This is a genomic window from Treponema sp. Marseille-Q4132, from assembly GCF_014334835.1.
GTDB lineage: Bacteria > Spirochaetota > Spirochaetia > Treponematales > Treponemataceae > Treponema_D > Treponema_D paredis.
On sequence record NZ_CP060591.1, the window covers coordinates 2087006 to 2107977 of the forward strand.

Sequence of the window (20972 nt, forward strand, 5' to 3'; positions counted from 1 at the left end):
AAATATTTCCGATTAATATACGCCGATAATGACGGGTTCGGCCCAAAACGAACTGTATCGGACGGTGCCTTCCGACGATTCTTCCCAAAAAGATTGGAGCGCATAGCCTCGAGGATGCTGTACGGTTTTCGTATTGCCGGCGGCGGGTTTTAAATCGTTTATGCCGCGGGTAAACGTTATATGCTGCGAATCGAGGTTTCCGAAATAATAATTTTTTACATCTCCCGTTTCGCTCCAGCCTTCATACGAAAGACCTGCGCCCAAAGCCGGGTCGACGGGTATCCATCCGACGCCGTATAAATAGAATTCGCACCACCAGTGATTTCGCGTGCGGATATTGCGGTCGACGAGTATGCCGCAATCGGTGAGCGCGGGAATACCTGCGGCGCGCAGGAGCGCTGTGTAAAGGAGCGCAAAACAATAGGCGTCGCCTCTTTTGGTTTTTATAAGATTGAGGGGCGATTCCGGCTTTGACGCGGTATCGTGCAGCCGGTAATTGTCGAGCATATACGTATAGATGAGCTTTGCTTTGGAGTAGGGATTCGTTTCTTTTCCGACGATCGACGAAGCGAGATTCGTAACGGTTCTGTCGTCCGACGGGATAAATTTATCCGCCCGCGTCGATGCCGCATAAAGCGCTTTGTTCATGTCGGAATACGGCTTTACGTATTTCGGCTGAACGGCGCTTTTGACTTCGTATACGGAAACGACGAAATTTTGCGAAAAGCGCTGTTTTGCCGGCGAAGAACCTTTGCTTGCCTGTATTTGATGGACGATCGTATTTTGGTAATCGGCGATAGCGGGTTCGGGCTCCCGCTCGTTAAGTTCGACAAATGGTTGTGCCGCCGTAACGATGGGGCGGGGAAAATAAAACCTGATCGTCGCCGGCTGCTTCGTTTCGATATTGTTTATGTCCGCAGCAAGCTGCATGATATATGTGCGCTGCGTACCGTATATTTTGTTTCCTGCACGCGAATCGATCGTGATTTTTTGAGGATCGGATTTTCCTGCGGGCGTTTCGACATAAATCGATCCGGAAGCCGCTCCGTCAGGGACGCGCACGCGTATTTCCGTGTCGTTCCAAAATTCGTAGTCGAAATCGATTTTATTTGCGGGAATATATACCGTGCCGGGCGCTCCGCTTTCGTATGAGAGCATACTGCGGCTCGGAGGAATTTCACGTTCCGTTGCAAAAAAGACGTCGGCGTCGTCGTGCGTATTGCCGAAATTTCTCCCGGAGATGACGATGAGACTTCCGACCGCCGGAGATGCGTTTGAAATCGATGCGATGAACGGAAGTGAAGTCTGCGTTTTCGGACGGGCGGCGACGGGGATCTCTCGCTCGTTCGTAAAAAACGAAGGCTCCGAGCGGTTTATTTCCGTTCCGACAAAGACGAGTCCGTCGGAAACGTTTGCCGGAAGTATGACTCTGATTTCTTTGTCCGTCCATGCAATATACGAACTTGCAGTAAGTTTGCTTCCTGCGAACTCGACATAACCGCCGCCTCGCATATTGCCGAAATGCTTTCCTCTGATAATGACGAGGTCTCCCGGAGAGCCGATCGGCGGATCGAGACTTTCGATGACTGGCTTCCGGCGCATCCGCATTGTAATTATAAAGATGATGCAGGATACGAGCGCGATAAGCGCCGCAACGCACAGCGTCCGAAACAGCGGCGACTTTCTGAATGAATAGCTGAATTGTCCGGAAGAAATCACTTGAGCGAGCCTACAAGCTGTCCGTTTGCAAAGTCTATGTCGGCGGCAGGCGGAACGAAGCCGATTTCGGGTATGCCGATTTTGATCGCGAGCGTGCTTCCGTTTGCAAAGTCGGGACGGAAGAGATCGACGTCTTCGAGCTGCCGTTCTCCCGTACGAACCGCGTCGAAACGCGTGCCGACGAAAGACGCATCGAAAGCGGTACGGTATTCGGCGCCCGTTCCGTATGATGCCGACGGATCGGAGGGTATGAATGCGTGCGGCTGTTCGATATTGCCGTTGATGACGACGGTATTCTTTGTAAGTTCGACGCTTCCGTTTCTTGCAATCGGATTGATTGCGGCGGTTTTAACCGCGGAAGGCGAGCGGAGAACGCGAAGCGGTATGATAAGTGCGAAAACCGCGGCGGCAGCGGCTGCCGAAAGGGCGTATCGGAAATTGTGTTCGGGAAAGCGGTATACGCGCTTGGTCGTTTTGCTGTAGCTGAGGCGCGCTTGGAGGCGTTCCCAGCTTTTGTCGAGAGACGCGCCATCCATTACCATACGGCCGGCTTCCGTGCGGAAGGCGGCGCTTACGGTGCGGAGAGATGCGAGTTTTGCCGCGCATTTCGGGCACGATTTGATGTGCTCTTCATACGTTCGGACGTATGTTTCGGGAAGTTCGTTATCGAGATACACCGAGTGGATATCGTTACTGGGGCAGGTAGACATCGTCTTCTCCTAATAATTTCGCCAGCTGTTCGCGTGCGCGAAACACGCGGACTTTTACGTTTCCTTCCGTAATGCCGAGCGTCTTTCCGATTTCTTTATAATTCAAATCTCCGTATTCGCGTAAAATCAAAACTTCGCGGAGTTTTTCCGGAAGCTGTGCGAGGGCTTCGCGCGCTTTTTTTGCGGTTTCCGCTTTGAGCACGTCGGTTTCGCCCGAAGGCGCCGTTCGATGATCTTCGTACAGCGCTTTTTGATACGCTTTCCGCTCGCGTCCCTTCCGCTTGACGTAGTTGAGCGATGCATTTTTTACGACGCGTATGAGCCAGTATTTTGCATCGTTGAGCGACGGAAAGACGATTTCTTTTTCGTTCGCTTTGATGAGCGAATCGTGCGCCAAATCTTCCGCCGCTTCTTCGTCGGCGACGACCCTGTATGAAATGCGGAACAAAAGCTGCATCGTCGCGTCGTATATCGTTTTAAAATCTGCGGGATTGCCCGCGTTGAGCGGATGAGACGATCCCGATTGATTTTCCTCTACCGTAGTAAACACGATAACTCCAAAAAGTTACGGCTTTTGCGCCGTCCGCTTCCACACCGGCCCCTCCGGCGTATCGGTAATGACGATGCCGCGGGATGCCAAATCGCCTCTGATTTTATCGGCTTTTGCGAAATCCTTCGCTTTTTTTGCCGCCGTCCGCTCCGCAACGAGAGCGTCGATTTCCGCCGCTTCCGCATCTCCTTCGTGCGTTTCGATATGCGGAGCCGACTCGAGCTTTGCCGCTTCCGCTTCGATTTTGAGCGCGAGTACGCCGTCCATCGTTTTGATGAGCGAAAGCGCTTCTTCCGCTTTCAGTTCGGAATCCTTTACGGCAAGGTGCAGCGCGCTCATCGCCTGAGGAGTTGCAAGATCGTTTTCGAGCGCGGCTTTAAAAGAATCGATATAACCTTGCGCTTTTTTTCCGAGCGAAGAAGAGGTTTTTCCGTGAGACGCTTCGATAATCTGCGCGGCGCGTTTTATGAGCGCTTTCCGCGCGTTTTTCGCGCTTTCCATCGCGTCCCAGCTGAAAAACACTTGGCTTCGATACTGAGCGCCGAGTAAAAAATAGCGGTAGTCGAGCGCGTCGTAGCCTTTATCGGCGAGCGTTTGGAGACGCAAAAAATTCCCCGCGGACTTCGACATTTTGTCTCCGTCTCCGGACGCGTCGTTTTTGACGACGAGGAATTCGTTGTGCAGCCAATAGTTGACCCATTTTTTGCCGGTCGCACCTTCCGACTGCGCGATTTCATTCGTGTGATGGATCGGGATATGGTCGATGCCGCCGGTGTGGATGTCGAAATGATCGCCGAGGTATTTCATGCTCATCGCCGAGCACTCGATATGCCAGCCGGGATAGCCTTTTCCCCAGGGGCTTTCCCACGACAGCGCCTGATTTTCGAATTTCGATTTTGTAAACCACAACACGAAATCGTAAGGATTGCGTTTGTTTTCATCGACGCCGACTCTCGCTCCGGCTTTTTGATCGCCGAGGCGGAGGTTTGCGAGCTTTCCGTAATCGGCATAGGTGGACACGTCGTAATAGAGGTTTCCGCCGGACATATAGGTATGACCGTTCGCTTCGATACGCTTTATCAATTCGATCATATCGGAAACGTGATCGGTCGCTTTGCACACGACGTCGGGACGTCGGATATTGAGCGCGTCCAAATCCTTAAAAAACTCATCCGTATAAAACTGTGCGACTTCGAGTACCGATTGATGGCGTTCTTTCGCCGTCTTTACGATTTTATCTTCACCCGAATCGTCGTCGCCCGTGAGGTGCCCGATATCGGTGATGTTCATGACGTGCTTTTTGTCATAGCCGAGAAAGGAAAGCGTGCGGTCGAGTATGTCGAGAAACACGTATGCGCGCAGGTTTCCGATGTGCGCGTAATTATACACCGTAGGGCCGCAGCCGTAAAAGCCGACGAAGCCCGGCGTGATCGGCACGAAATCCTGCATTTCCCGTCCCATCGTATTGAATACTCGTAATCCCATAAGCAATCCCTATCGAAAAGTATAAACGTTTTCAGTATACTGTAGCGCAATGACAAGCATACGCGAAACGGCTGAAAAATTCAATACGGACGATTTTAAAGGTCGCATTCTCTTTTCCGAAACGATGGCGAATCACACGACTTTCCGCATCGGAGGGCCGGCGCCTCTTTTTATAGAACCCTTCGATGTTCCGTCTCTCCGCTTTACGCTTTCGATTTTAAAGGCTGATGCCGTGCCGTATTTCGTATTCGGCGGCGGAAGCAATATCGTGGTGTCGGACAAGGGCTTTGAAGGTGCCGTCGTTTCGATGAGCGCTCTCTGTCATATCGAAGCCGCAGGCGAATGTGTCGCCTCAGGCGCGGGAGCTTCCGTTTCGTCGGTCGTTTCGTTTTGCACTGAGCATGCGCTTTCGGGGCTTGAAGCTTTTGCGGGACTTCCCGGAAGCGCGGGCGGCGCGGTATATATGAACGCAAGATGCTTCGACGTATCCGTAAGCGATATCCTTTCCGAAGTCCGCTACATCGATTGCGAAACGCTCGAAGAAAAAACCTACCGCTTTTCCGCCTCCGATTGGGATTATAAAATATCGCCTTTTCAAAATACGCCTCGAATCGTCACGTACGCGGTTTTTAAAACACGGAGACTTTCCGAAGACAAAAAAGCCGAAATCGCAGAGCGCTGTAAAGCCTACGTCGCGGAGCGAAGCGCAAAGGGGCATTATAAATTTCCGAGTGCCGGAAGCGTGTTCAAAAACAACCGCGCATTCGGAAAGCCGTCCGGAAAAATCATCGACGAAGCGGGATTGAAAGGGATGCGCTCGGGCGGCGCTCAAGTCGCTCCGTGGCACGGAAACTTTATCGTAAACACGGGAGGAGCGACGGCGGCGGACGTACGCGATCTCACGGATCGCATCGTCGAAATCGTGCGGCAAAAGACGAGATTTACGCTCGAATGCGAAATACTATTTTGCGGAATACGGTAAAGATACGCTCGATTTATGCCGATTTTAAAGATTGACAAACAGGGCAGTGGAATTTATACTTATAAAATAGAGGGCGAATCGAATTGCTGCAATTATCATTTGTAAATTTTAGAAAAGGATCTTACCTCGTCGTCGAAGGAAAGGCAGAAAGCGATCGCTTCTTTATCATTCAAAGCGGCAATGTGCGTTGTTTTAAAGCGACCGATACGCCCGGCGGCCCGATCAAACTACTCGGCCCGGGTGACTTTGTCGGCGTTATCCCCTGTATGTCGGGGCATTCGCAAATCGAAACCGTTATCGCCATTACCGACGTCACCGGCATTTCCGTCCGCCGCGATCAATATCCCGAGCTCATCATGCGCAATACGCCCGTCGCCATGAAGATCATCCGCACTTTTGCAAACGGCATGCGCTCCATGAACGAAACGCTGACAAAGCTGACGCTCAACAACGTCGTCGCCGATACTCCCGAACACATATTCGACGTCGCCGACTATTACGATAAAGCGGGTTTTTCCGATATCGCGGTATACGCCTATTATCAATACCTTAAAGCCTGTCCGCGCGGCATCAACGCGGGGCGCGCAAAAGAGCGTTTTATCGTACTCAAAGAGCGCACGCATGCGGTGTATTTCGAATCGACGCCCGATCTCATGCGCGTTTATCCGAAAAGTACGATGATATTTTCCGAAAGTCAAAACGGCCCGGACATGTTTATCATCCAGGAAGGGCAGGTGAAGATTTCGAAAGTCGTCGACGGCAACGAAGTGACGCTCGCTATGCTGAAAAAAGGCGATATGTTCGGAGAAATGGCGCTGCTTGAAAACAAGCCGCGCTCGGCAAGCGCGATCGCGCACGAGCCGTGCAAACTCATGGCGGTAAACCGGCAAAACTTCGATTTGATGGTCGCAACACAGCCCCAGCTTATTTCGCGCTTGACGACGATGCTCGCCGACCGCTTGTGGTCCATGTACCGTCAGATAGACAATGCGAACCTGCACGATCCGCTGCACAAACTTATCGACATCCTCGCGCTGCAAGTCGAAAAAACGAAAATCAATCTTTCACAACAAAACGTTCAATATCAAACGGATTTGACGCCCTACGATCTGGCAAATATGTGTGGACTTCCGAAAGAGCAGCAAGCCGAAAGTCTCCTTCGCCTGCAGTCCGATTCCCATGTCCGTTTTGTCAACGGAAAAATCCTCGTGCCCGACTGCCGCGAACTCGTAAAACAGGCGGCTTTTTACCGCAAGCAAAACAACAACGCGTAGCAGGGCGCGTAACGCGGAGTTTTCGATGAAAAAAACGATCGCAGCTGCGCTGTTATTTTTTGCATGTCTCTTTGCTCTGTGTGCGCAAAAAGCGCTTCCCCTCGGTTACGGCGGCATCCGTCTCGGCATGACGCTCGATGAAGTAAAAGCGCGCTTGAAAAAAAACGGCGAGTTCGGTTACCACGGCGATCGGGACGTGTCGCTGCTTCCAGGAGAAAACCGCGTGCTCATAGAAACCGATGCAAAGGCGCGGGGCGTTTCGTCTTTTCTCGACCGGTGCTATTTTCAGTTTTACAAGGGCCGCCTCTATATTATGATCATCAACATCGATCGGGAGCGCATGGACCACTACAGCATCTTCAGCGCTCTGTGCAAAAAATACGGAAACCCGACTTCTCTGTCGCCCGAAAAATCGGAGTGGAAATCGGATGCCGTGACGATGAGTCTCGAGCGGCCGCTTGCGATCAAATACATCGATACGAAAGTCTTTGACGAATTGAACGCCGCCTCCCTCGTTCCGCTTTCGGCCGCCGAAATGACGCGCGAACTGTTTTTGGACGCGCTGTGACGAACTCCGTACAAAGGCGTTGTGTGCCGAAAAAAATTATTAAGGATAAATACCGATGATGAAGTTAATAATTTTTAAAATCGTTGAAAAAATAACCTGCGGGAAAAAAGCCGCCGCGTGCGTAGTGCTTTTTGCCGCCGCGCTCTTTTTCATATCCTGCGCGAGCGATGCTCCGATGGAAGTCCAAACCCTCACGCTGAAAAGAGCCGACGGCACGACGGTGAGCGTCCGAGCGGAAATGGCGAGGACGGATGCCGAGCGGAGCCGTGGTTTTATGAAGCGCAAACGTATCCCCGACGGTACGGGAATGCTCTTCGTGTTCGCCAAAGACGAGGTTCTTTCATTTTGGATGATGAATACGCCGCATCCGCTTTCGATCGCGTATATCAATTCGGGCGGCCGCATCTGCGACAAATACGATATGAGGCCGTACAGCCTCGCGCCGGTCAAGAGTACGGTGAGCGTGCGCTATGCGCTTGAAGTGCCCCAAGGCTGGTTCGATCGCGTCAATATAAAAGTCGGCGATACGCTCACCCTCGACTTCGACACGCACGCACAGTAGCGCGGCGGCGCACCGGGCGCAAAATGCAAGCGCCGGCAAGTACGCGGGTACTTTGGTCGGATGCGCGCACTTGCACCGATGTGTGCGGCTTTTCGAACCGCGCGCACCGGCAGCTTGAGTGGCATCTTTTATAATTCTTTTACGTATGCCGCCATAATGCGTCCCGCGAGCGTTCCCGAGCCGAGCGAAATGCCGAATGCGGAACCTTCATTGTCGTAATACGGTGCGGTAAACACGCTTCCCGCATCGATACCCGCGGCATAGAGTCCGGGGATCGGCTTATTATTCGCGTCGAGCGCACGGAGACTGTCGTCAACTTTTACACCTCCAAGCGTACACCACGCACTCGTTTCATATTCGAAAACGTAAAACGGTCCCTTCGATACGGGTGTGAGAAATACCGGATTTTTATAAAAATCTTCGTCCTTGCCGGCCGCACACAATGCATTGTAGCGGGCTACCGTTTTCGTGAGATCGGTGAGAGCGAAATGAGAGGCCGCTTCTTCTATTGTACTCGCTTTATACGCCCAGCCCTGTTCGATCGCTTCGGCAAGCTGAGAGGGTGCTTCCGTCAATATTTTGACATGGGCTGCCGACGCCGGCGCTTCCGCCGACAGATTACGTTCGCCTGCAATCCAGCTTTGCGGTTTTCCGAGCGTTTCAAAAATTCCCTTCGTGCATACGGATTTGTAATATGCGTCGTCCATTACTGCGTAATATTTTCCTTCTCGGAGCGCCGACTGCGCGCCGCTTAAAGGTTTGTTTGCCATGACATCTTCGCTGAAAAAACGGTTGCCGTCGGAATTGACGATGAGGCCGCCGTAAATGCCGAAACGTAAATTTTGATTGCACTTTATCGTCCATTGTCCCGCCTTTTTATTTGCGGCGGAAAATTCATTGGCGACGATACCCCAGTTGCGGTCTTCAACTCCGCCCGCATCCAGTATCATCGCAATACCGTCGCCGGTCGAAAGCGTATTGCCGAGGGGATTTACCGTTATGTTGCCGAATTTTTTCCGAATAAATTCTTGGTTGCCCAAATATCCGCCGGTGGCGACAAGAACGGCTTTCGCGTTGACGATGACTTTCGTGCCGTCCGATTTTTCCGCTTCTATACCGGTCACGTGCCCGTCTTTTACGATGAGCTTTTTCCCTGCCGTTTCAAATAAAAAACGTCCGCCCTTCGCTTCGATTTTTTCCCGGAGAAAGCGCATTCTGTCGGCACCTTTCTGTTTGATACCGTGTCGGGCGCGGAAACCGATTCCGTATGCATCCCTGCGAAGGTAAATATCCAAACCCAGATCCTGCATCATATCGATCGTTTCCCCCGATACGGCAAGGCATTTATGCAGCAGCGAGGAATTGATCGTGCTGTTTGCAAAATCGTTCATGTGCGTATACAACTTTTCAAGCGTAAGATTTTCACCTTCCGTTTTTTGAATGCGCGTACCGACGGCAATGGGCCCGCCCGCGACCGCTCCGTTGCTCACCGCGACGCTTGCACCTTTTTCCAAAACGATGACGTTTGCGCCCGCTTCGGACGCGGCGATTCCTGCGGTGAGACCGGCCGCTCCCGCTCCGACGATCACGATATCGGCGGAATATGTTTCGGATTTTGCAGCCGACGCATTGCGCGCACTTTTTTTCAGTGCGTCGGGATTCGCTCCGGCTTGCGTTACACAGTCGGTAAGTGCTGCAAGCAGTGCCTTCGATGAAATCGTCGCACCCGTGACGGCATCGACGGCAAGAGTTTGCTCATCTATAACTTTTTTCGCAATTTTCTCAATCGCCGCATCTCCCAAGCCTGCCGTCTCCGTGCTTTCAAGGATGCTGATTTCTTTGATGCGCGAATCGGTAAATAAAACGCGGATTTTGATATCCCCATTTCTGCCGGCGGCGGTCGCGGTATAATCGCCCGCTTTGAACGCGATCTTCGGTTTTCCGCAGGAAAAAAACACCGCTGTGATCGCTGCGATACCCACTACCGTAAATCTCCGTGCGATACGCACGATAAAATCCGTGTGCATAGAAACTCCTGTTTATATATTTTCGTTTTCCGACTGTTCCAATTTTAATAATTCCGCCGCCGCGATTTTATCGTCGGGGGCGATTTCGAGAGCCGCCGCAAAATACTGTTTCGCTTTTTCGGTATCGTTTTCTTTCAATGCAACGAATCCCAAATTCGATATGATTTTCGTATTTTCGGGATCGAGCGACAGTGCGCGCGAAAGATAGCGCTTCGCTCCCGCAAGATCATTTTGTTCCATGCGGCAAATAGCAAGCTCGTTGCAAGTATCGCAGTTCGCCTCTCCTCCGGGGCACGCAAGCGATTCCAAAAACGCCTGTTCCGCGTTTTCATAACGTCCGAGTCTGCGCAGTCCCCAGCCGAGCAAAAACCACGCGTTCCACACTTTTTGATTCGTTTTGATAAATTGTTTGATTTCTTCAAGCCCTTTTTCTTCCTGTCCCGATGAAATCAAATCGTAGGCGGCTTTGAAATGGGCGTCGTCCATATTTTGATTGCGGATATTGTCGACGATTTCCTGTGCGCGCTCTTTTTTATATATGCCGTTTTCGCCGAGCACATCGTCGCTTACATCGCAGGTGAGCGCGATGTAGGTTTCAAAGCAGTCTTTCGCTTCGCGGTATGCGTATTTTTTAAGGTAAAAAAATCCCGCGTTGAAAAACGCATCGGGGATCGCGGGTTCGGCATCCATCGCCGCTTTGTAATAGGCGAGCGCATCGCTGTCGTAGGCGTCGGCATCTTCATTCAATCCGGAACGGCGGTACGAGTTTGCGCGTTCGTCGAAAAAAAGAGCGGTATTGAGTACTGTCGTCATATCGTCGGGGTCGAGACCGCGGAGTGCGGAAAACATTTCTTCGGCGATATCGTAATCTTCGTTTTTCGCTTTTAAAATCGCCGCTTCGGACAGTTCCCGTTTGATATTCGGCCGGGCTTTTTGCAGCAGCGCGCGGTAATAATCCAAGTGTTCGTTGTGTTTGTCGTAGGCGAGCACGGTGAGGATACCTGCGAGGATCTGTTCCTGCGTCAATTCTTCGGTTTTGAACGTGCCGGGCGCATCTCCGGCTTTTTTTTGCACCGGCAGCGGGATTTCCGGATCGATGCGCATCGCATTTCGGGACAGAGAAAAATCTTCGGGAAGTTTAATGTAGTAAATCGTATCGAGCAGATTTGAGGGATTCATATTATTTTCCTGATATTGCATTTGAAATATTTTGTACCGACGTGCCGCTTCGAGCCGCCGCGGCCAGGCGTGCTTTCATCGCAGCGGCCGCCTGTTCGAGCGTCTGCGTCGCCGCGCTTTGTGTCTTTGGGGAAGTATCGAGGAGATTTTTTTTCGTCATCGTAAGGTAATCGTTGATGTGCAGCTTGTATGCGGCAGGCACGGCTTCTTCATCGAACTTGATGCTCGCGGTAACGATGTCCTGGCGGCCTTCGGCAAAATCGGCGTGGATGATCGAGCCGCGTATGTCGAGCGTTTCAGGCGGATCGTCGAAAATGATGCGCAGTACGGTTTCTTTTCCGCTTACGAATTTCGGCACTCCGAGCAAAACGATCTTTGCGCCTGAAAACGACAGATCGCGCAAAATGCACTTGCGCGGAACGTTTTGCACGTAGATGATCGTATCTTCTTTTTCAATGCCGAGCCGATACCGGGCTTCGCTTGTCATGACGATGCGCTCTTCTCTGCGCTTTATAAAATTGATGTTGGCTTCGATGAGTGCGCCGATTTTGACGATAAAATCGTCGGGCGGTCGCTGCGTATACGTGAGCGTTACGACGGCAAGATCTTTCGAATCCGCGTATTGCGCCGTGTTCGTCACTTTTCCCGTGATAAAAAAACTCATCGTTTCCGAACCCTTGTCGATAAAAAAACAAAAACGCAGGCTGACAGGCGGAGCATTTTTTTGCGTGATTGCCGTGAACGCGCTTCCCGTTTTGTCGAGGATTATCTTTGCAGCCAAAAGCGACGTTGAATTGATAATGCACGGCCATTGATTGCCGCCGCATTTGATGTATATTTCACGGGGAGCGACACGGAGCGTATGCAGAATTTCACGCGAAAAAATCACTTCTTTGTCGCTGTAGGAATCGTAGTAATTCGTTATCTGCTGATTGGTAGCGATCGCCATGATTTAAATGATAATCGATTGATATGCGTTCGTCAACGATAAGAAAATACCGTAGATCGGGATGCTCCGCCGCCGGTTAAAAAAAATACCTGCCGCGAGGGCAGGTATGTGTACTGTACGTTCCAGCTGCAAAATGCGGGGAACGTACGTAATCGGCAGCGGATACGCAAAGGGCGCGTATCAATATGCCGATTTCGATTCGTGACGCGGATGCGTCTTTTTCATCAACTTGCGCTGAAGCGCTTTGTTTTTGCGATTTAAAATCGTAGAGGGCTTTTCATAGAATTCGCGTTTTTTGTATTCGCGGATAATGCCTTCTTTTTCGACCATTCTCTTAAAACGTTTGATCGCTTTTTCAAGATTTTCGGAATCATCGACTGCAATAGTCGCCATCTGTTTCGCCCCCTTCTGACCGGTGTACCGAGTAAGGATTATACTATAACATAAAATGCGTATGTTTTGCAAGCCGGAAATTTTTTTGCTTGTTGATTTTTTCGGCAGCCTTTTTTATTTTAATAATTTTTTACTTCCGTGTTCATCGGCGTTCATTCGGCGGTGCGTATGCCGATGCGGAGTTTCGCGCGTACGCAGTGCCATAACGATATTTTAAATATTTCCCTTGAAACCGCAGGGAAATAGGGGTGTTTTATATAGTCTAAATACCTTGACAGCTGAAAAACCTTGTGTTATATTAAAACGAAGTAACGGTTAAGTAACTGTGAAACATACGGTTGCCGTAAAATGACCGTCGGTCAGGCAGCCGATGCAAAAATGGAGGTTTTTTGTATGAAAAAGATTTTAGGTGTTGTGCTTGCATCCGCTCTCGTGGCAGGTGCTTTCGCACAAGTTTCGTCGGGCGTCGAATTCAGATCCGTTCTTGATGTTGCCAATGTAACGTTCAATAAAAACGCTGATCCGACGCAGTCCTACCTCAAACAGGACAACAAGGACGATACGCACATCGGTATCAGCGCAGCGGGAAAGAATGTCAGCGCTACGGCTGAATTCAATGTCGATTTGAATACTATGACGCTCGGCGTCGGTGATGTTTTCGCAACGTTCCATGTCGGCGGATTCAATCTTACCGCAGGAAAACTCGGCAGCCGCTTTACGAACCGCATGAGACAGTCCGTCGGAAAAATCATTAACGTGTCAATTGCAGAACCTGTCAAATACGGTATAGCCATTAAAGGCAATGTCGGTAACGATGCTGACAATATGACCAACGGTGCGAATCTTGCCATGATCGGCGACTATACGTTCGCGATCGGCGAATCGAAGCTTCTTGCGAAAGCCGCTATTTTCGACACGACCCCCGGTTTCCCGCAGCTCCAGAGCGGCTACGGCTTTGAAGCCGCTTTCCAGTCGAAACTCTTTACGCTCGATGCTGTTGTAAAAGTACCCTATGCCAGCACGGCTGTTACGGGTGTGTATTTATATATCGCGCCGGTTAAGATGCTCAGCGTTTCCGCAGGCGGTACGCTCGCTTGGGACAACCGCAGTTCGACGGAGAATTTCGCATTCGGTATCGATGCTCGCGTCCGCGTCGTTCCTATCGATGCTCTTGCTGTAACCTTGATGGGTAACTATTCGAATAATGCTGCAAAAGATTCCGGCGGAAATACGACCAATAAGGACGGTATGTACGTAACGCTCAACGGAACTTATATGCTCAACGATATGTTCGATCTTTTCTGCGAAGCCGGCTACTTTGACAAGGACGTGAAAGGTGAAACCAATAACAACATCAAATTCCAGGTCGGTACAACGGTTAAACCGGTTGAACACGTGACGGTTTCCGCTGCTGCTCAGGGCGTTGTTCCGCTCTATGAAGGCACGCAGGCTGACGGTACCGCGTCTTTCCAACTCGTAGTACCCGTTGCTTTGAAGGTTGCGTTCTAAGCTGAACTTTCGAGTTTGAGCGTTCTCTCTTGAACGCTCATGCTGAAAAGCGAATCCCGCCGCATTGCGGCGGGTTTTTTTATGTTCCGATTTGTACGGTAGTTTTTCAAGAGGAATTTTTTACGCCGCGAAAGAAGATTTTCCGAACCTTTGTCCGTTGGGATAAAAAGCGCGGTCTTATTCTATAAAGCGCTGCGGAGGCGTGACGATCCAAATGGCTTCGGAGTCTTTGTCCGTTTTGTTTTCGAGCATGTGGGGTGTGCTTGCGGAAAACGACGCGCTGTCTCCCGTTTTCAGTTCGTATTCTTTTTCTTCATATTTGAGCGTGATCGCTCCTTTTGTGACGACACCCAGCTCCCAGCCGATGTGTCCGTACGAACCGCGGTGCGTACGCGAATGCGGCGGCAGCCGTATGACGTACGCTTCGAATTGATTGTCTTTTTCCGATTTGTCCGTGCGCGCAAGCTCTTCGTATTTGATCGTATCTTCCGAAACGGTTCTCCGTTCGTCGCTTCGCGTTATTGTGACGGGGCGCTTTCGCCGGTGTTCTTCAAACAGAAATTCCAAATTGATATCGAGCGCGTCGGCGAGCGCGAGCAGCGTATCGATGGCCGGCGAAACTTTATTGCGCTCGATCTGCGACACGAGGCTTTCGCTCACTCCCGCTTTGTCGGCGACGACTTTGAGCGTCATTCCTTTGTGTTCGCGCACCATGCGCAGTTTTTCACCGAAATGGTACGGTACGCGTTTGCTTTCCTTTTTGCCGGTTGAATTGATTCGCCTCATCGTTTTCCCTTTTATACATTTTGCTCGGTGACAAATTGAATAAAGTAATCTTCGAGCGTTTTGTGCGGGCCGGGAAGTTTCATCCGCGCCCGCTCGCGCGCATCGTCCCTCCGGATCGTGTACAGCGAATAAAAATCGCGGTAATCGAGACCCGCATCCGTTTTAATATGCGTGCCGAGGTAATCGGCCACTTCATCCCGTCCTATCGCCGCAATACCCTTTGTCCGCAAAATCGTGCGCAGCTGCGAAATCTGCTCGTACGAAATACCGAATAAAAATTCTTCCATCGCTTGCGAAACGCCGGGCTCGCACAATTTATTTTTAATAAAACCGAGCCACTGTCCGTCCATTTGCATGGAAATGAGCAGAAGTTCGCTCGTACCCATCATCGTGCCGAAAGCGGGCGCGAGTTTTCTGCGCGCAGTCCAGACTTCGTTGAGAATCGGCGCGATGACTTGGATGCGGTCGTCCGTGCGGTATTCCCACAGCATGAGCAGCGAATAGCCCCATTGACGGCGGATTTCGCGCGGCAGCGTTTTGTCTGCAATCAAATTCAAATATACGTCTTCGGCGAGCAGCGAAAACATCATCGTAACCGCTTCGGTCATTAGCTCTTCGGAAAGAGAAGCGGGCGCTTTGATCCTTGTGCTCTGTTTCGAAAGCGACGAAAACGTGTGCATCTTTGCGATGAGAAATCCTTTGCCGAGACTCGCTTTTGACGGCAAAAGCAGCGTTCTGTCTCCGGCTTCCTGATTGTCGATGAGCATTTCCACGAGCGTTTTCGGCGTACGCATGCCGCCCGGCAGATCGTGCTGTTCAAGGAGCGACGGAAACAGTGCGATCGCACGCGCAAGGTGTTCGAGGTCTTTCATCCTGTCTTTTATTATCAACACGCGCTCGGCATCCGCATCGTTCATATACACAAGCAGATCGTCGATGAGTTTTTTTTGTTTTTGCGAGAGGATGACGATGTTTTTGTCATCTCTGCTTCGCGCGATGTTGTCGGTATCATAGATGTGATTGATATCGACTGGAGAAGTATTCGTGTCCGTATCGCTTATCCTTTATTAATAATATGTGATTTCAATATATATTCCGCATACGAACGCAGGGTATGCGGTTCGGTTTATTCCGCCCGCTGCGCTTCCGATTCGGCGGCCGGCGATTCCCGCACATCGGTATTTTGCATGTTTTGCGCTGCGTCCTGCGCTTCATTCGCAGCTTCCGGCCGTTCGCCCGCCGTTGCGGTATTCGTTTGTACTTTGCTCGGCTTCGTTTCCGGTAATTTGTGTTTCGGGATCCGCTTCATGCCGATTTCAGCCAATTTATTGTACGCACCCGGCAGTACGCCCGGCGTGGTCGATGCGTACATATCGAGAATTTCTTTAAACGATGCGTATGCCGCCGCGTATTTTTTTTGTTTCAAATAGAGGTGTCCGAGTTCGTAGCGCGCTTCCACGTAGACCGACGAATCCATGCCGTAACGAGCGATCACCGTTTTGTAATAAGTTTCCGCATTTTTATATTGCGCGCTTCCGTACGCATTTTGTCCGAGCTGAATGAGCTGCGTCGACGTCAAATCTTCAGGGATATCTTTTATCGTGCGGCACGAAGCAAATAAAAGCGCACCGCACACCGCCGAGGTCAATGTAATAGCAATAATTTTTTTCATAACACTCCCAGTGTACAATGAGAAGTATAAAAAAAGCAAGAGCTCAGCGATTGCGAGCAGTGCGGAGCAATCGCTGAGCGTCTTAATAAAAGAAAAACGGCTCGGCCGTTTTTCGCCTCCCGACTTCTTATAAGATTCCGAGCCGTGCGGAGGAATCCTCAAGCGTCTCCTATGAGAGAAAAACGGCTCGGCCGTTTTTCAACTCCAGACTTCCTATAAGATTCCGAGCAGTGGTCGTTCGGGGTACATCCGTGTACCCCTCACTACCGTATTTTTGCTTCGCAAAAATACGCAGCCGTTTTGCCAAGATGCGACACGGCATCCGTGCCGTGCAGTACATGAAGCGAAGTTCCCCGCGCGACTTGCAACGAGCACGAAGTGCGAAGTTCCCCGCGCAGGAATTGCCGAGCGTCTCCTATCACAAAGCGCGCATAAATGCCGCGCTTTGTGTCCTCATAAGGAATTGCAGTCGGCTTTCATATCTTTTATTGCATCCGAAAGGATGAGATATGAAAGCCTCCGCACGGATAAAAGAAAAACGGCACAGCCGTTTTTCAACTCCAGACTTCCTATAAGATTGCGAGCAGTGGCCGTTCGCGGTTTTCCAAAAACTTCAGTTTTTGGAAAGTTTCTTTGATTTACTATGCGATGTTTAAAATTGAGTCACTGCAATATAAAGACTTAATTTTAAACTCGTAGGCTGTCGAAAAAGTAACCGACTTTTGAGACAGCCGGCTCACTACCGTATTTTTGCTTTGCAAAAATGCGCAGTTGTTTTGCAAAAGTGCGACACGGCATCCCTGCCGTGAAGTGAGGAGTATGCCGCGCTTTGTGTCCTCATAAAAAAATGTACGGGGCGTTGCGGGGTATCCCCGCAGAGGGGGAAGCAAAAAAGACCGGAGCGCTTGAGCGCGAGGACTTTGAAGCGAGGGGGAGACTTCCCCCTTTGTGTAAGGATGTTTTAAAAAGGGGTTAAAAAAATTGACTTGCCCTGTTTTATTTGCTATACTTGTATAACATAGAAAATACGGAGATCCTGTATGTTGGCATTGAGATTAAAACCGGATTTGGAAAAGCGCCTCGCAACGCTTGCGGAAAAAACGGGCAGAACAAAAACGTTTTACGCCGTAAAAGCGATAGAGCAGCAATTGGACGATATGGAAGATTATTATCTTGCCGAGCAAGCTTACAATGAATGGGTTGCCGAAGGTAAAAAAACGTACTCGCTTGATGAGGTTTTCGGCTGAATGTTTACGATAAGTTTCGCGCCAAAAGCGAAGAAGCAGATTTCAAAGCTTAAAAAAACGGAGCGAAGCGCTATAGAAATATTCCTTAAAGAAAAAGTCGCGCAGGCAAAAGATAAAAAAGGTCTTTATGATATCGGCGGAACCGAATTGGTCGGAAATCTGAAAGGTCTTTGGCGATTTAAAAATAAGGAATTTCGAAAATACAGAATCATCGGTTATTTGGAAAATAAAGAATTGATAATAACGGTTTTAGCTGTAGAAAGCCGATCCGGCGTTTATAAAAATAAAGAAGATATTGCAAAAAAAGCGCGAAAAGGTTCTTTAGGCAATAAGGGAAAAGTATGAGGGCGTCTCGAAAAGCCGGCTTTGAGCAATTTTTTCGAGATTTCCGTATGTCGAGATTTTCGTATTGACTAAATGCCGGTACGCGGGTACGATTTTATATCGATTTAAAATCAGAAACGTTTTCCGTGTTATATTTTCAAAAAAAACGGAGCGCCGCATATCGAGTGCGCCGCGTTTCCGCAGGGAGCGATTATGAAACGATTGATCGGCGTATTTGCAGTGCTGTGCGTTTTGGCCGGCTGCAAGGGAACGAATAAAACGAAAACGATTAAAATCGGCATCGTACAGCTTGTCGAACATCCGGCGCTTGATGACGCATATAAGGGCTTTGTCGACGCTCTTTCCGAAGCGGGTTATACCGACGGAACGAATATTTCAATCGATTACGAAAACGCACAGGGTGAACAGGCGAACTGCGTTACGATCGCGCAAAAGCTCGTAAACAATCGAAGCGATTTGATCCTCGCGATTGCAACGCCTGCGGCGCAGGCTGTCGCGAATCTCACGAAAGACATTCCGATCCTCGTCACCGCCGTCACCGATCCCGCAAGCGCAAAGCTTGTCAAATCGAACGATGCGCCGGGTACGAATGTTTCGGGTACGTCGGACTTGACGCCCTGCGCCGCACAGATCGATTTATTGAAGCGTCTCGTGCCGAACGCGAAAACCGTCGGTATGCTCTATTGTTCGAGCGAGCAGAACAGCGTCTTTCAAATAAGTCTTGCAAAAGCGCAGTGCGATAAACTCGGACTTGCATACATCGACGCGACGGCATCGAGTACGAACGAAGTGCAGCAGGTGACGCAGAGTCTTGTCGGTAAAGTGGACGCGATCTATGTGCCGACGGACAATATGTTTTCATCGAGCATCGTGACTGTCGCGCAGGTTGCGAACGAACATAAAATTCCGACGATCGTCGGAGAAGAGGCGATGATAAAGCGCGGTGCGCTTGCGACTTACGGCATCGATTATTATGCGCTCGGAAAACAGACGGCTTCTATGGCTCTCGATATTATTAAAAACGGGAAAAAGCCTGCGGATATGCCGATTCAATATCTCGAACACTGTACGCTCGCCGTAAACCGCGACACGGCGGCGAAAATCGGTATTTCGATTCCCGACGATTTGAAATAGAGCGTTCGAAAAATTCGCTTTTGGGATACGATCGATAATCGGCAGGGCCGTTTGCCGCCGGCGGAGTTTTAAGTAAAGATGGGATTGTTGTTTGCAGTGCACGGCGCTCTCGCCGTGGGTATTTTATGGAGCGTGATGACGCTCGGCGTATACATTACGTTTCGGATCCTCGATATAGCCGATCTCACCGTCGACGGAAGTTTTGCGACGGGCGGGGCGGTTTCGGGCGTACTCATCGCGCACGGTGTGCATCCGTTTCTTTCGCTTTCGGCGGCTTTTGCGGCGGGTATGCTTGCAGGTCTTGCGACCGGTCTTTTGCACACGAAGATAAAAATACACGTGCTGCTCGCGAGCATCCTCACGATGATCGCACTGTATTCCGTCAATATCCGTATTATGGGAAAGGCGAACACGCCGCTGCTCGGCGTCAATACGCTGATGACTTTTTTTACCGATAAGTGCGGTTTTACCGCGGCGAACGCTTCGCTTACCGTCGGCGCCGTTTTTGTCGCGTGTATCGTCGCGCTTATGTATTGGTTTTTCGGAACGGAAATCGGCAGCGCCATGCGCGCGACGGGAAACAACGAGAGGATGGTGAGAGCGCTCGGCGTCAACACGGACACGATGAAAATGCTCGGTCTCATGCTCGCAAACGGTTTCGTCGCGCTGTCGGGCGGGCTCGTCGCACAGAGTCAGGGATACGCGGACGTCGGTATGGGAACGGGCGTCATCGTTATAGGGCTTGCATCGATCATCATCGGGGAAGTCGTGTTCGGAAAGCGCTTTGCGTTTTGGTATAGGCTTTCGGCGGTCGTATTCGGTTCGGTCATTTATCGAATCGTCATCGCGATCGTATTGCAGCTCGGATTGAAATCGACCGATTTGAAATTGTTTACGGCGATCATCGTCGCATCTTCCCTTTCCGTTCCCGTTGTCAAAGAGAGGGTTGCGCACCGCCGCCGTTCGGCTATCCCCGGCACGAATGCTTCGGATGCGGAAGTTCCGCGCGATGCGGACGTGACCGACACGGCAGGAAAATAAGCGATGTTAAAACTGTTCAACGTATCGAAAACATTCAATCCCGGAACGATCACCGAAAAGGTCGCACTCAAAAATATCAACCTTGAAATCGACGACGGGGATTTTATCACGGTTATCGGCGGGAACGGCGCGGGGAAATCGACGCTGCTCAATCTCATCGCAGGCATTCACTTTACCGACACGGGGTCTCTTTTTCTCGACGGTATGGATTTGACCGGCATGCCCGAATACGTGCGTGCGAAATACTTGGGCCGTGTGTTTCAGGATCCGATGATGGGAACGGCGGCGAATATGCAGATCGAAGAAAATCTCGCGCTTGCGATGAGGAGGGGTAAGCGGAGAACGCTTTCGTGGGGCGTGCAGCCTGCCGAACGCGCGCTCTATCGCGAAAAGCTTGCCCTTCTCGGTTTGGGGCTCGAAAAGCGCATGACGAGCAAAGTCGGTCTTCTTTCCGGAGGACAGCGTCAGGCGCTCACGCTGCTCATGGCGACGCTGCAAAAACCGAAACTGCTTTTGCTCGACGAACACACTGCCGCCCTCGATCCGAAAACCGCGAAAAAAGTACTCGATTTGACGGAAACCTTTGTCGCAGACGGAAGACTGACGACCTTTATGGTGACGCACAATATGAAAGACGCGATACGCTGCGGCAACCGTCTCATCATGATGAGCGAAGGGCGCATCATTTACGACGTGCGGGGCGACGAAAAGAAAAATCTCCGCGTCGAAGATTTGTTAAAGCGTTTCGATGCCGCAGGCGGAGAAGCGAACGACCGTCTTTTGCTTTCGTGAAACGCGGACCGGAGGCACCGGTAAAAAATACTCGGATAAATCGATTGA

At 50.6% G+C, this 20972-nt stretch carries 21 protein-coding genes; 10 read left to right on the forward strand and 11 right to left on the reverse strand.

Translation table 11 applies throughout. From position 1 onward, the window contains the following. Nucleotides 1-12: 12 nt before the first annotated feature. From H9I35_RS09485 to cysS, 4 genes are read right to left on the reverse strand one after another with little or no spacing between them, the layout of a single operon-like run. The gene (locus tag H9I35_RS09485; RefSeq protein WP_187419167.1) at nucleotides 13-1719 is read right to left on the reverse strand and encodes a transglutaminase domain-containing protein; all 1707 of its coding nucleotides are present in this window, start codon (nucleotides 1717-1719) and stop codon (nucleotides 13-15) included. Next, nucleotides 1716-2429 carry an anti-sigma factor family protein gene (locus H9I35_RS09490; RefSeq protein WP_187419168.1) on the reverse strand — a complete coding sequence of 238 codons (714 nt, stop codon included), beginning with the start codon at nucleotides 2427-2429 and terminating at the stop codon, nucleotides 1716-1718. The genes H9I35_RS09485 and H9I35_RS09490 overlap by 4 nt, the downstream gene beginning before the upstream one ends. Then, a complete protein-coding gene (locus H9I35_RS09495; RefSeq protein ID WP_187419169.1) occupies nucleotides 2410-2979 on the reverse strand; it encodes an RNA polymerase sigma factor in 570 nt (189 codons plus the stop codon). Before H9I35_RS09495 ends, H9I35_RS09490 begins: the two co-directional genes overlap by 20 nt. 15 nt (nucleotides 2980-2994) lie before the next feature. Further along, nucleotides 2995-4464, reverse strand: a complete 1470-nt coding sequence (gene cysS, locus H9I35_RS09500) for a cysteine--tRNA ligase (protein WP_187419170.1) — start codon at nucleotides 4462-4464, stop codon at nucleotides 2995-2997. A 49-nt stretch (nucleotides 4465-4513) separates the two neighbouring features. On the opposite strand from cysS, the gene murB reads away from it, so the two are divergent. The 4 genes from murB to H9I35_RS09520 all read left to right on the forward strand — a co-directional run bounded on the left by murB (nucleotide 4514) and on the right by H9I35_RS09520 (nucleotide 7850). Continuing rightward, on the forward strand, nucleotides 4514-5446 hold the full coding sequence (murB, locus tag H9I35_RS09505; protein WP_187419171.1) for a UDP-N-acetylmuramate dehydrogenase: 933 nt from the start codon (nucleotides 4514-4516) through the stop codon (nucleotides 5444-5446). Nucleotides 5447-5529: 83 nt separating this feature from the next. Next, a complete protein-coding gene (locus H9I35_RS09510) occupies nucleotides 5530-6720 on the forward strand; it encodes a Crp/Fnr family transcriptional regulator (RefSeq protein WP_187419172.1) in 1191 nt (396 codons plus the stop codon). Between the two features lie 25 nt (nucleotides 6721-6745). Next, entirely contained in the window at nucleotides 6746-7288 is a 543-nt protein-coding gene (locus H9I35_RS09515) for a hypothetical protein (protein ID WP_187419173.1), read from the forward strand. Between the two features lie 55 nt (nucleotides 7289-7343). Further along, nucleotides 7344-7850 carry a DUF192 domain-containing protein gene (locus tag H9I35_RS09520; RefSeq protein WP_187419174.1) on the forward strand — a complete coding sequence of 169 codons (507 nt, stop codon included), beginning with the start codon at nucleotides 7344-7346 and terminating at the stop codon, nucleotides 7848-7850. 128 nt (nucleotides 7851-7978) lie between these two features. Here the strand turns inward: H9I35_RS09520 and H9I35_RS09525 are convergent, their stop codons facing one another. The 4 genes from H9I35_RS09525 to rpsU form a co-directional block, all read right to left on the reverse strand. Continuing rightward, on the reverse strand, nucleotides 7979-9877 hold the full coding sequence (locus tag H9I35_RS09525; RefSeq protein WP_187419175.1) for an FAD-dependent oxidoreductase: 1899 nt from the start codon (nucleotides 9875-9877) through the stop codon (nucleotides 7979-7981). 12 nt (nucleotides 9878-9889) lie between these two features. Beyond that, entirely contained in the window at nucleotides 9890-11056 is a 1167-nt protein-coding gene (locus H9I35_RS09530) for a tetratricopeptide repeat protein (RefSeq protein WP_187419176.1), read from the reverse strand. A 1-nt stretch (nucleotide 11057) separates the two neighbouring features. Then, nucleotides 11058-12005 (reverse strand): PilZ domain-containing protein, encoded by a 948-nt coding sequence (locus tag H9I35_RS09535; RefSeq protein ID WP_187419177.1) that lies wholly within the window; start codon nucleotides 12003-12005, stop codon nucleotides 11058-11060. A 180-nt stretch (nucleotides 12006-12185) separates the two neighbouring features. Further along, nucleotides 12186-12398: a 30S ribosomal protein S21 gene (gene rpsU / locus H9I35_RS09540; protein ID WP_016520808.1), complete on the reverse strand. Its 213-nt coding sequence runs from the start codon at nucleotides 12396-12398 to the stop codon at nucleotides 12186-12188. A 393-nt stretch (nucleotides 12399-12791) separates the two neighbouring features. Here rpsU and H9I35_RS09545 point away from each other — a divergent pair, with 393 nt between their 5' ends. Beyond that, nucleotides 12792-13907: a hypothetical protein gene (locus H9I35_RS09545; RefSeq protein WP_187419178.1), complete on the forward strand. Its 1116-nt coding sequence runs from the start codon at nucleotides 12792-12794 to the stop codon at nucleotides 13905-13907. Between the two features lie 177 nt (nucleotides 13908-14084). Here H9I35_RS09545 and H9I35_RS09550 read toward each other — a convergent pair whose 3' ends face one another. From H9I35_RS09550 to H9I35_RS09560, 3 genes are all read right to left on the reverse strand, one after another. Continuing rightward, nucleotides 14085-14693 carry a helix-turn-helix domain-containing protein gene (locus H9I35_RS09550; protein WP_187419179.1) on the reverse strand — a complete coding sequence of 203 codons (609 nt, stop codon included), beginning with the start codon at nucleotides 14691-14693 and terminating at the stop codon, nucleotides 14085-14087. 11 nt (nucleotides 14694-14704) lie between these two features. Then, nucleotides 14705-15610 (reverse strand): hypothetical protein, encoded by a 906-nt coding sequence (locus H9I35_RS09555; RefSeq protein WP_187419180.1) that lies wholly within the window; start codon nucleotides 15608-15610, stop codon nucleotides 14705-14707. A gap of 209 nt (nucleotides 15611-15819) precedes the next feature. Beyond that, nucleotides 15820-16365 carry an outer membrane protein assembly factor BamD gene (locus tag H9I35_RS09560; protein ID WP_187419181.1) on the reverse strand — a complete coding sequence of 182 codons (546 nt, stop codon included), beginning with the start codon at nucleotides 16363-16365 and terminating at the stop codon, nucleotides 15820-15822. Between the two features lie 1040 nt (nucleotides 16366-17405). Here H9I35_RS09560 and H9I35_RS09565 point away from each other — a divergent pair. The 5 genes from H9I35_RS09565 to H9I35_RS09585 all read left to right on the forward strand — a co-directional run bounded on the left by H9I35_RS09565 (nucleotide 17406) and on the right by H9I35_RS09585 (nucleotide 20924). Beyond that, nucleotides 17406-17612 (forward strand): type II toxin-antitoxin system RelB family antitoxin, encoded by a 207-nt coding sequence (locus tag H9I35_RS09565; RefSeq protein WP_016520802.1) that lies wholly within the window; start codon nucleotides 17406-17408, stop codon nucleotides 17610-17612. Further along, nucleotides 17613-17957 (forward strand): type II toxin-antitoxin system RelE family toxin, encoded by a 345-nt coding sequence (locus tag H9I35_RS09570; RefSeq protein ID WP_180486958.1) that lies wholly within the window; start codon nucleotides 17613-17615, stop codon nucleotides 17955-17957. Nucleotides 17958-18149: 192 nt separating this feature from the next. After that, nucleotides 18150-19091, forward strand: a complete 942-nt coding sequence (locus H9I35_RS09575; RefSeq protein ID WP_187419182.1) for an ABC transporter substrate-binding protein — start codon at nucleotides 18150-18152, stop codon at nucleotides 19089-19091. Nucleotides 19092-19169: 78 nt separating this feature from the next. Next, nucleotides 19170-20132, forward strand: coding sequence for an ABC transporter permease (locus H9I35_RS09580; protein ID WP_187419183.1), 963 nt, complete (start codon nucleotides 19170-19172; stop codon nucleotides 20130-20132). A 3-nt stretch (nucleotides 20133-20135) separates the two neighbouring features. After that, nucleotides 20136-20924, forward strand: coding sequence for an ABC transporter ATP-binding protein (locus H9I35_RS09585; RefSeq protein ID WP_187419184.1), 789 nt, complete (start codon nucleotides 20136-20138; stop codon nucleotides 20922-20924). Nucleotides 20925-20972: the final 48 nt, after the last annotated feature.

Bases quoted from the DNA above. Each gene is read 5' to 3' on its own strand.
- H9I35_RS09520 (WP_187419174.1), top strand. From the start codon at position 7,344: ATGATGAAGTTAATAATTTTTAAAATCGTTGAAAAAATAACCTGCGGG.
- H9I35_RS09560 (WP_187419181.1), bottom strand. From the start codon at position 16,365: ATGAAAAAAATTATTGCTATTACATTGACCTCGGCGGTGTGCGGTGCG.
- H9I35_RS09550 (WP_187419179.1), bottom strand. From the start codon at position 14,693: ATGAGGCGAATCAATTCAACCGGCAAAAAGGAAAGCAAACGCGTACCG.
- H9I35_RS09565 (WP_016520802.1), top strand. From the start codon at position 17,406: ATGTTGGCATTGAGATTAAAACCGGATTTGGAAAAGCGCCTCGCAACG.
- H9I35_RS09580 (WP_187419183.1), top strand. From the start codon at position 19,170: ATGGGATTGTTGTTTGCAGTGCACGGCGCTCTCGCCGTGGGTATTTTA.
- H9I35_RS09585 (WP_187419184.1), top strand. From the start codon at position 20,136: ATGTTAAAACTGTTCAACGTATCGAAAACATTCAATCCCGGAACGATC.
- H9I35_RS09535 (WP_187419177.1), bottom strand. From the start codon at position 12,005: ATGGCGATCGCTACCAATCAGCAGATAACGAATTACTACGATTCCTAC.
- murB (WP_187419171.1), top strand. From the start codon at position 4,514: ATGACAAGCATACGCGAAACGGCTGAAAAATTCAATACGGACGATTTT.
- H9I35_RS09525 (WP_187419175.1), bottom strand. From the start codon at position 9,877: ATGCACACGGATTTTATCGTGCGTATCGCACGGAGATTTACGGTAGTG.
- H9I35_RS09545 (WP_187419178.1), top strand. From the start codon at position 12,792: ATGAAAAAGATTTTAGGTGTTGTGCTTGCATCCGCTCTCGTGGCAGGT.
- rpsU (WP_016520808.1), bottom strand. From the start codon at position 12,398: ATGGCGACTATTGCAGTCGATGATTCCGAAAATCTTGAAAAAGCGATC.
- H9I35_RS09555 (WP_187419180.1), bottom strand. From the start codon at position 15,610: ATGAACGATGCGGATGCCGAGCGCGTGTTGATAATAAAAGACAGGATG.
- H9I35_RS09490 (WP_187419168.1), bottom strand. From the start codon at position 2,429: ATGTCTACCTGCCCCAGTAACGATATCCACTCGGTGTATCTCGATAAC.
- H9I35_RS09515 (WP_187419173.1), top strand. From the start codon at position 6,746: ATGAAAAAAACGATCGCAGCTGCGCTGTTATTTTTTGCATGTCTCTTT.
- H9I35_RS09530 (WP_187419176.1), bottom strand. From the start codon at position 11,056: ATGAATCCCTCAAATCTGCTCGATACGATTTACTACATTAAACTTCCC.
- H9I35_RS09575 (WP_187419182.1), top strand. From the start codon at position 18,150: ATGAAACGATTGATCGGCGTATTTGCAGTGCTGTGCGTTTTGGCCGGC.
- cysS (WP_187419170.1), bottom strand. From the start codon at position 4,464: ATGGGATTACGAGTATTCAATACGATGGGACGGGAAATGCAGGATTTC.
- H9I35_RS09570 (WP_180486958.1), top strand. From the start codon at position 17,613: ATGTTTACGATAAGTTTCGCGCCAAAAGCGAAGAAGCAGATTTCAAAG.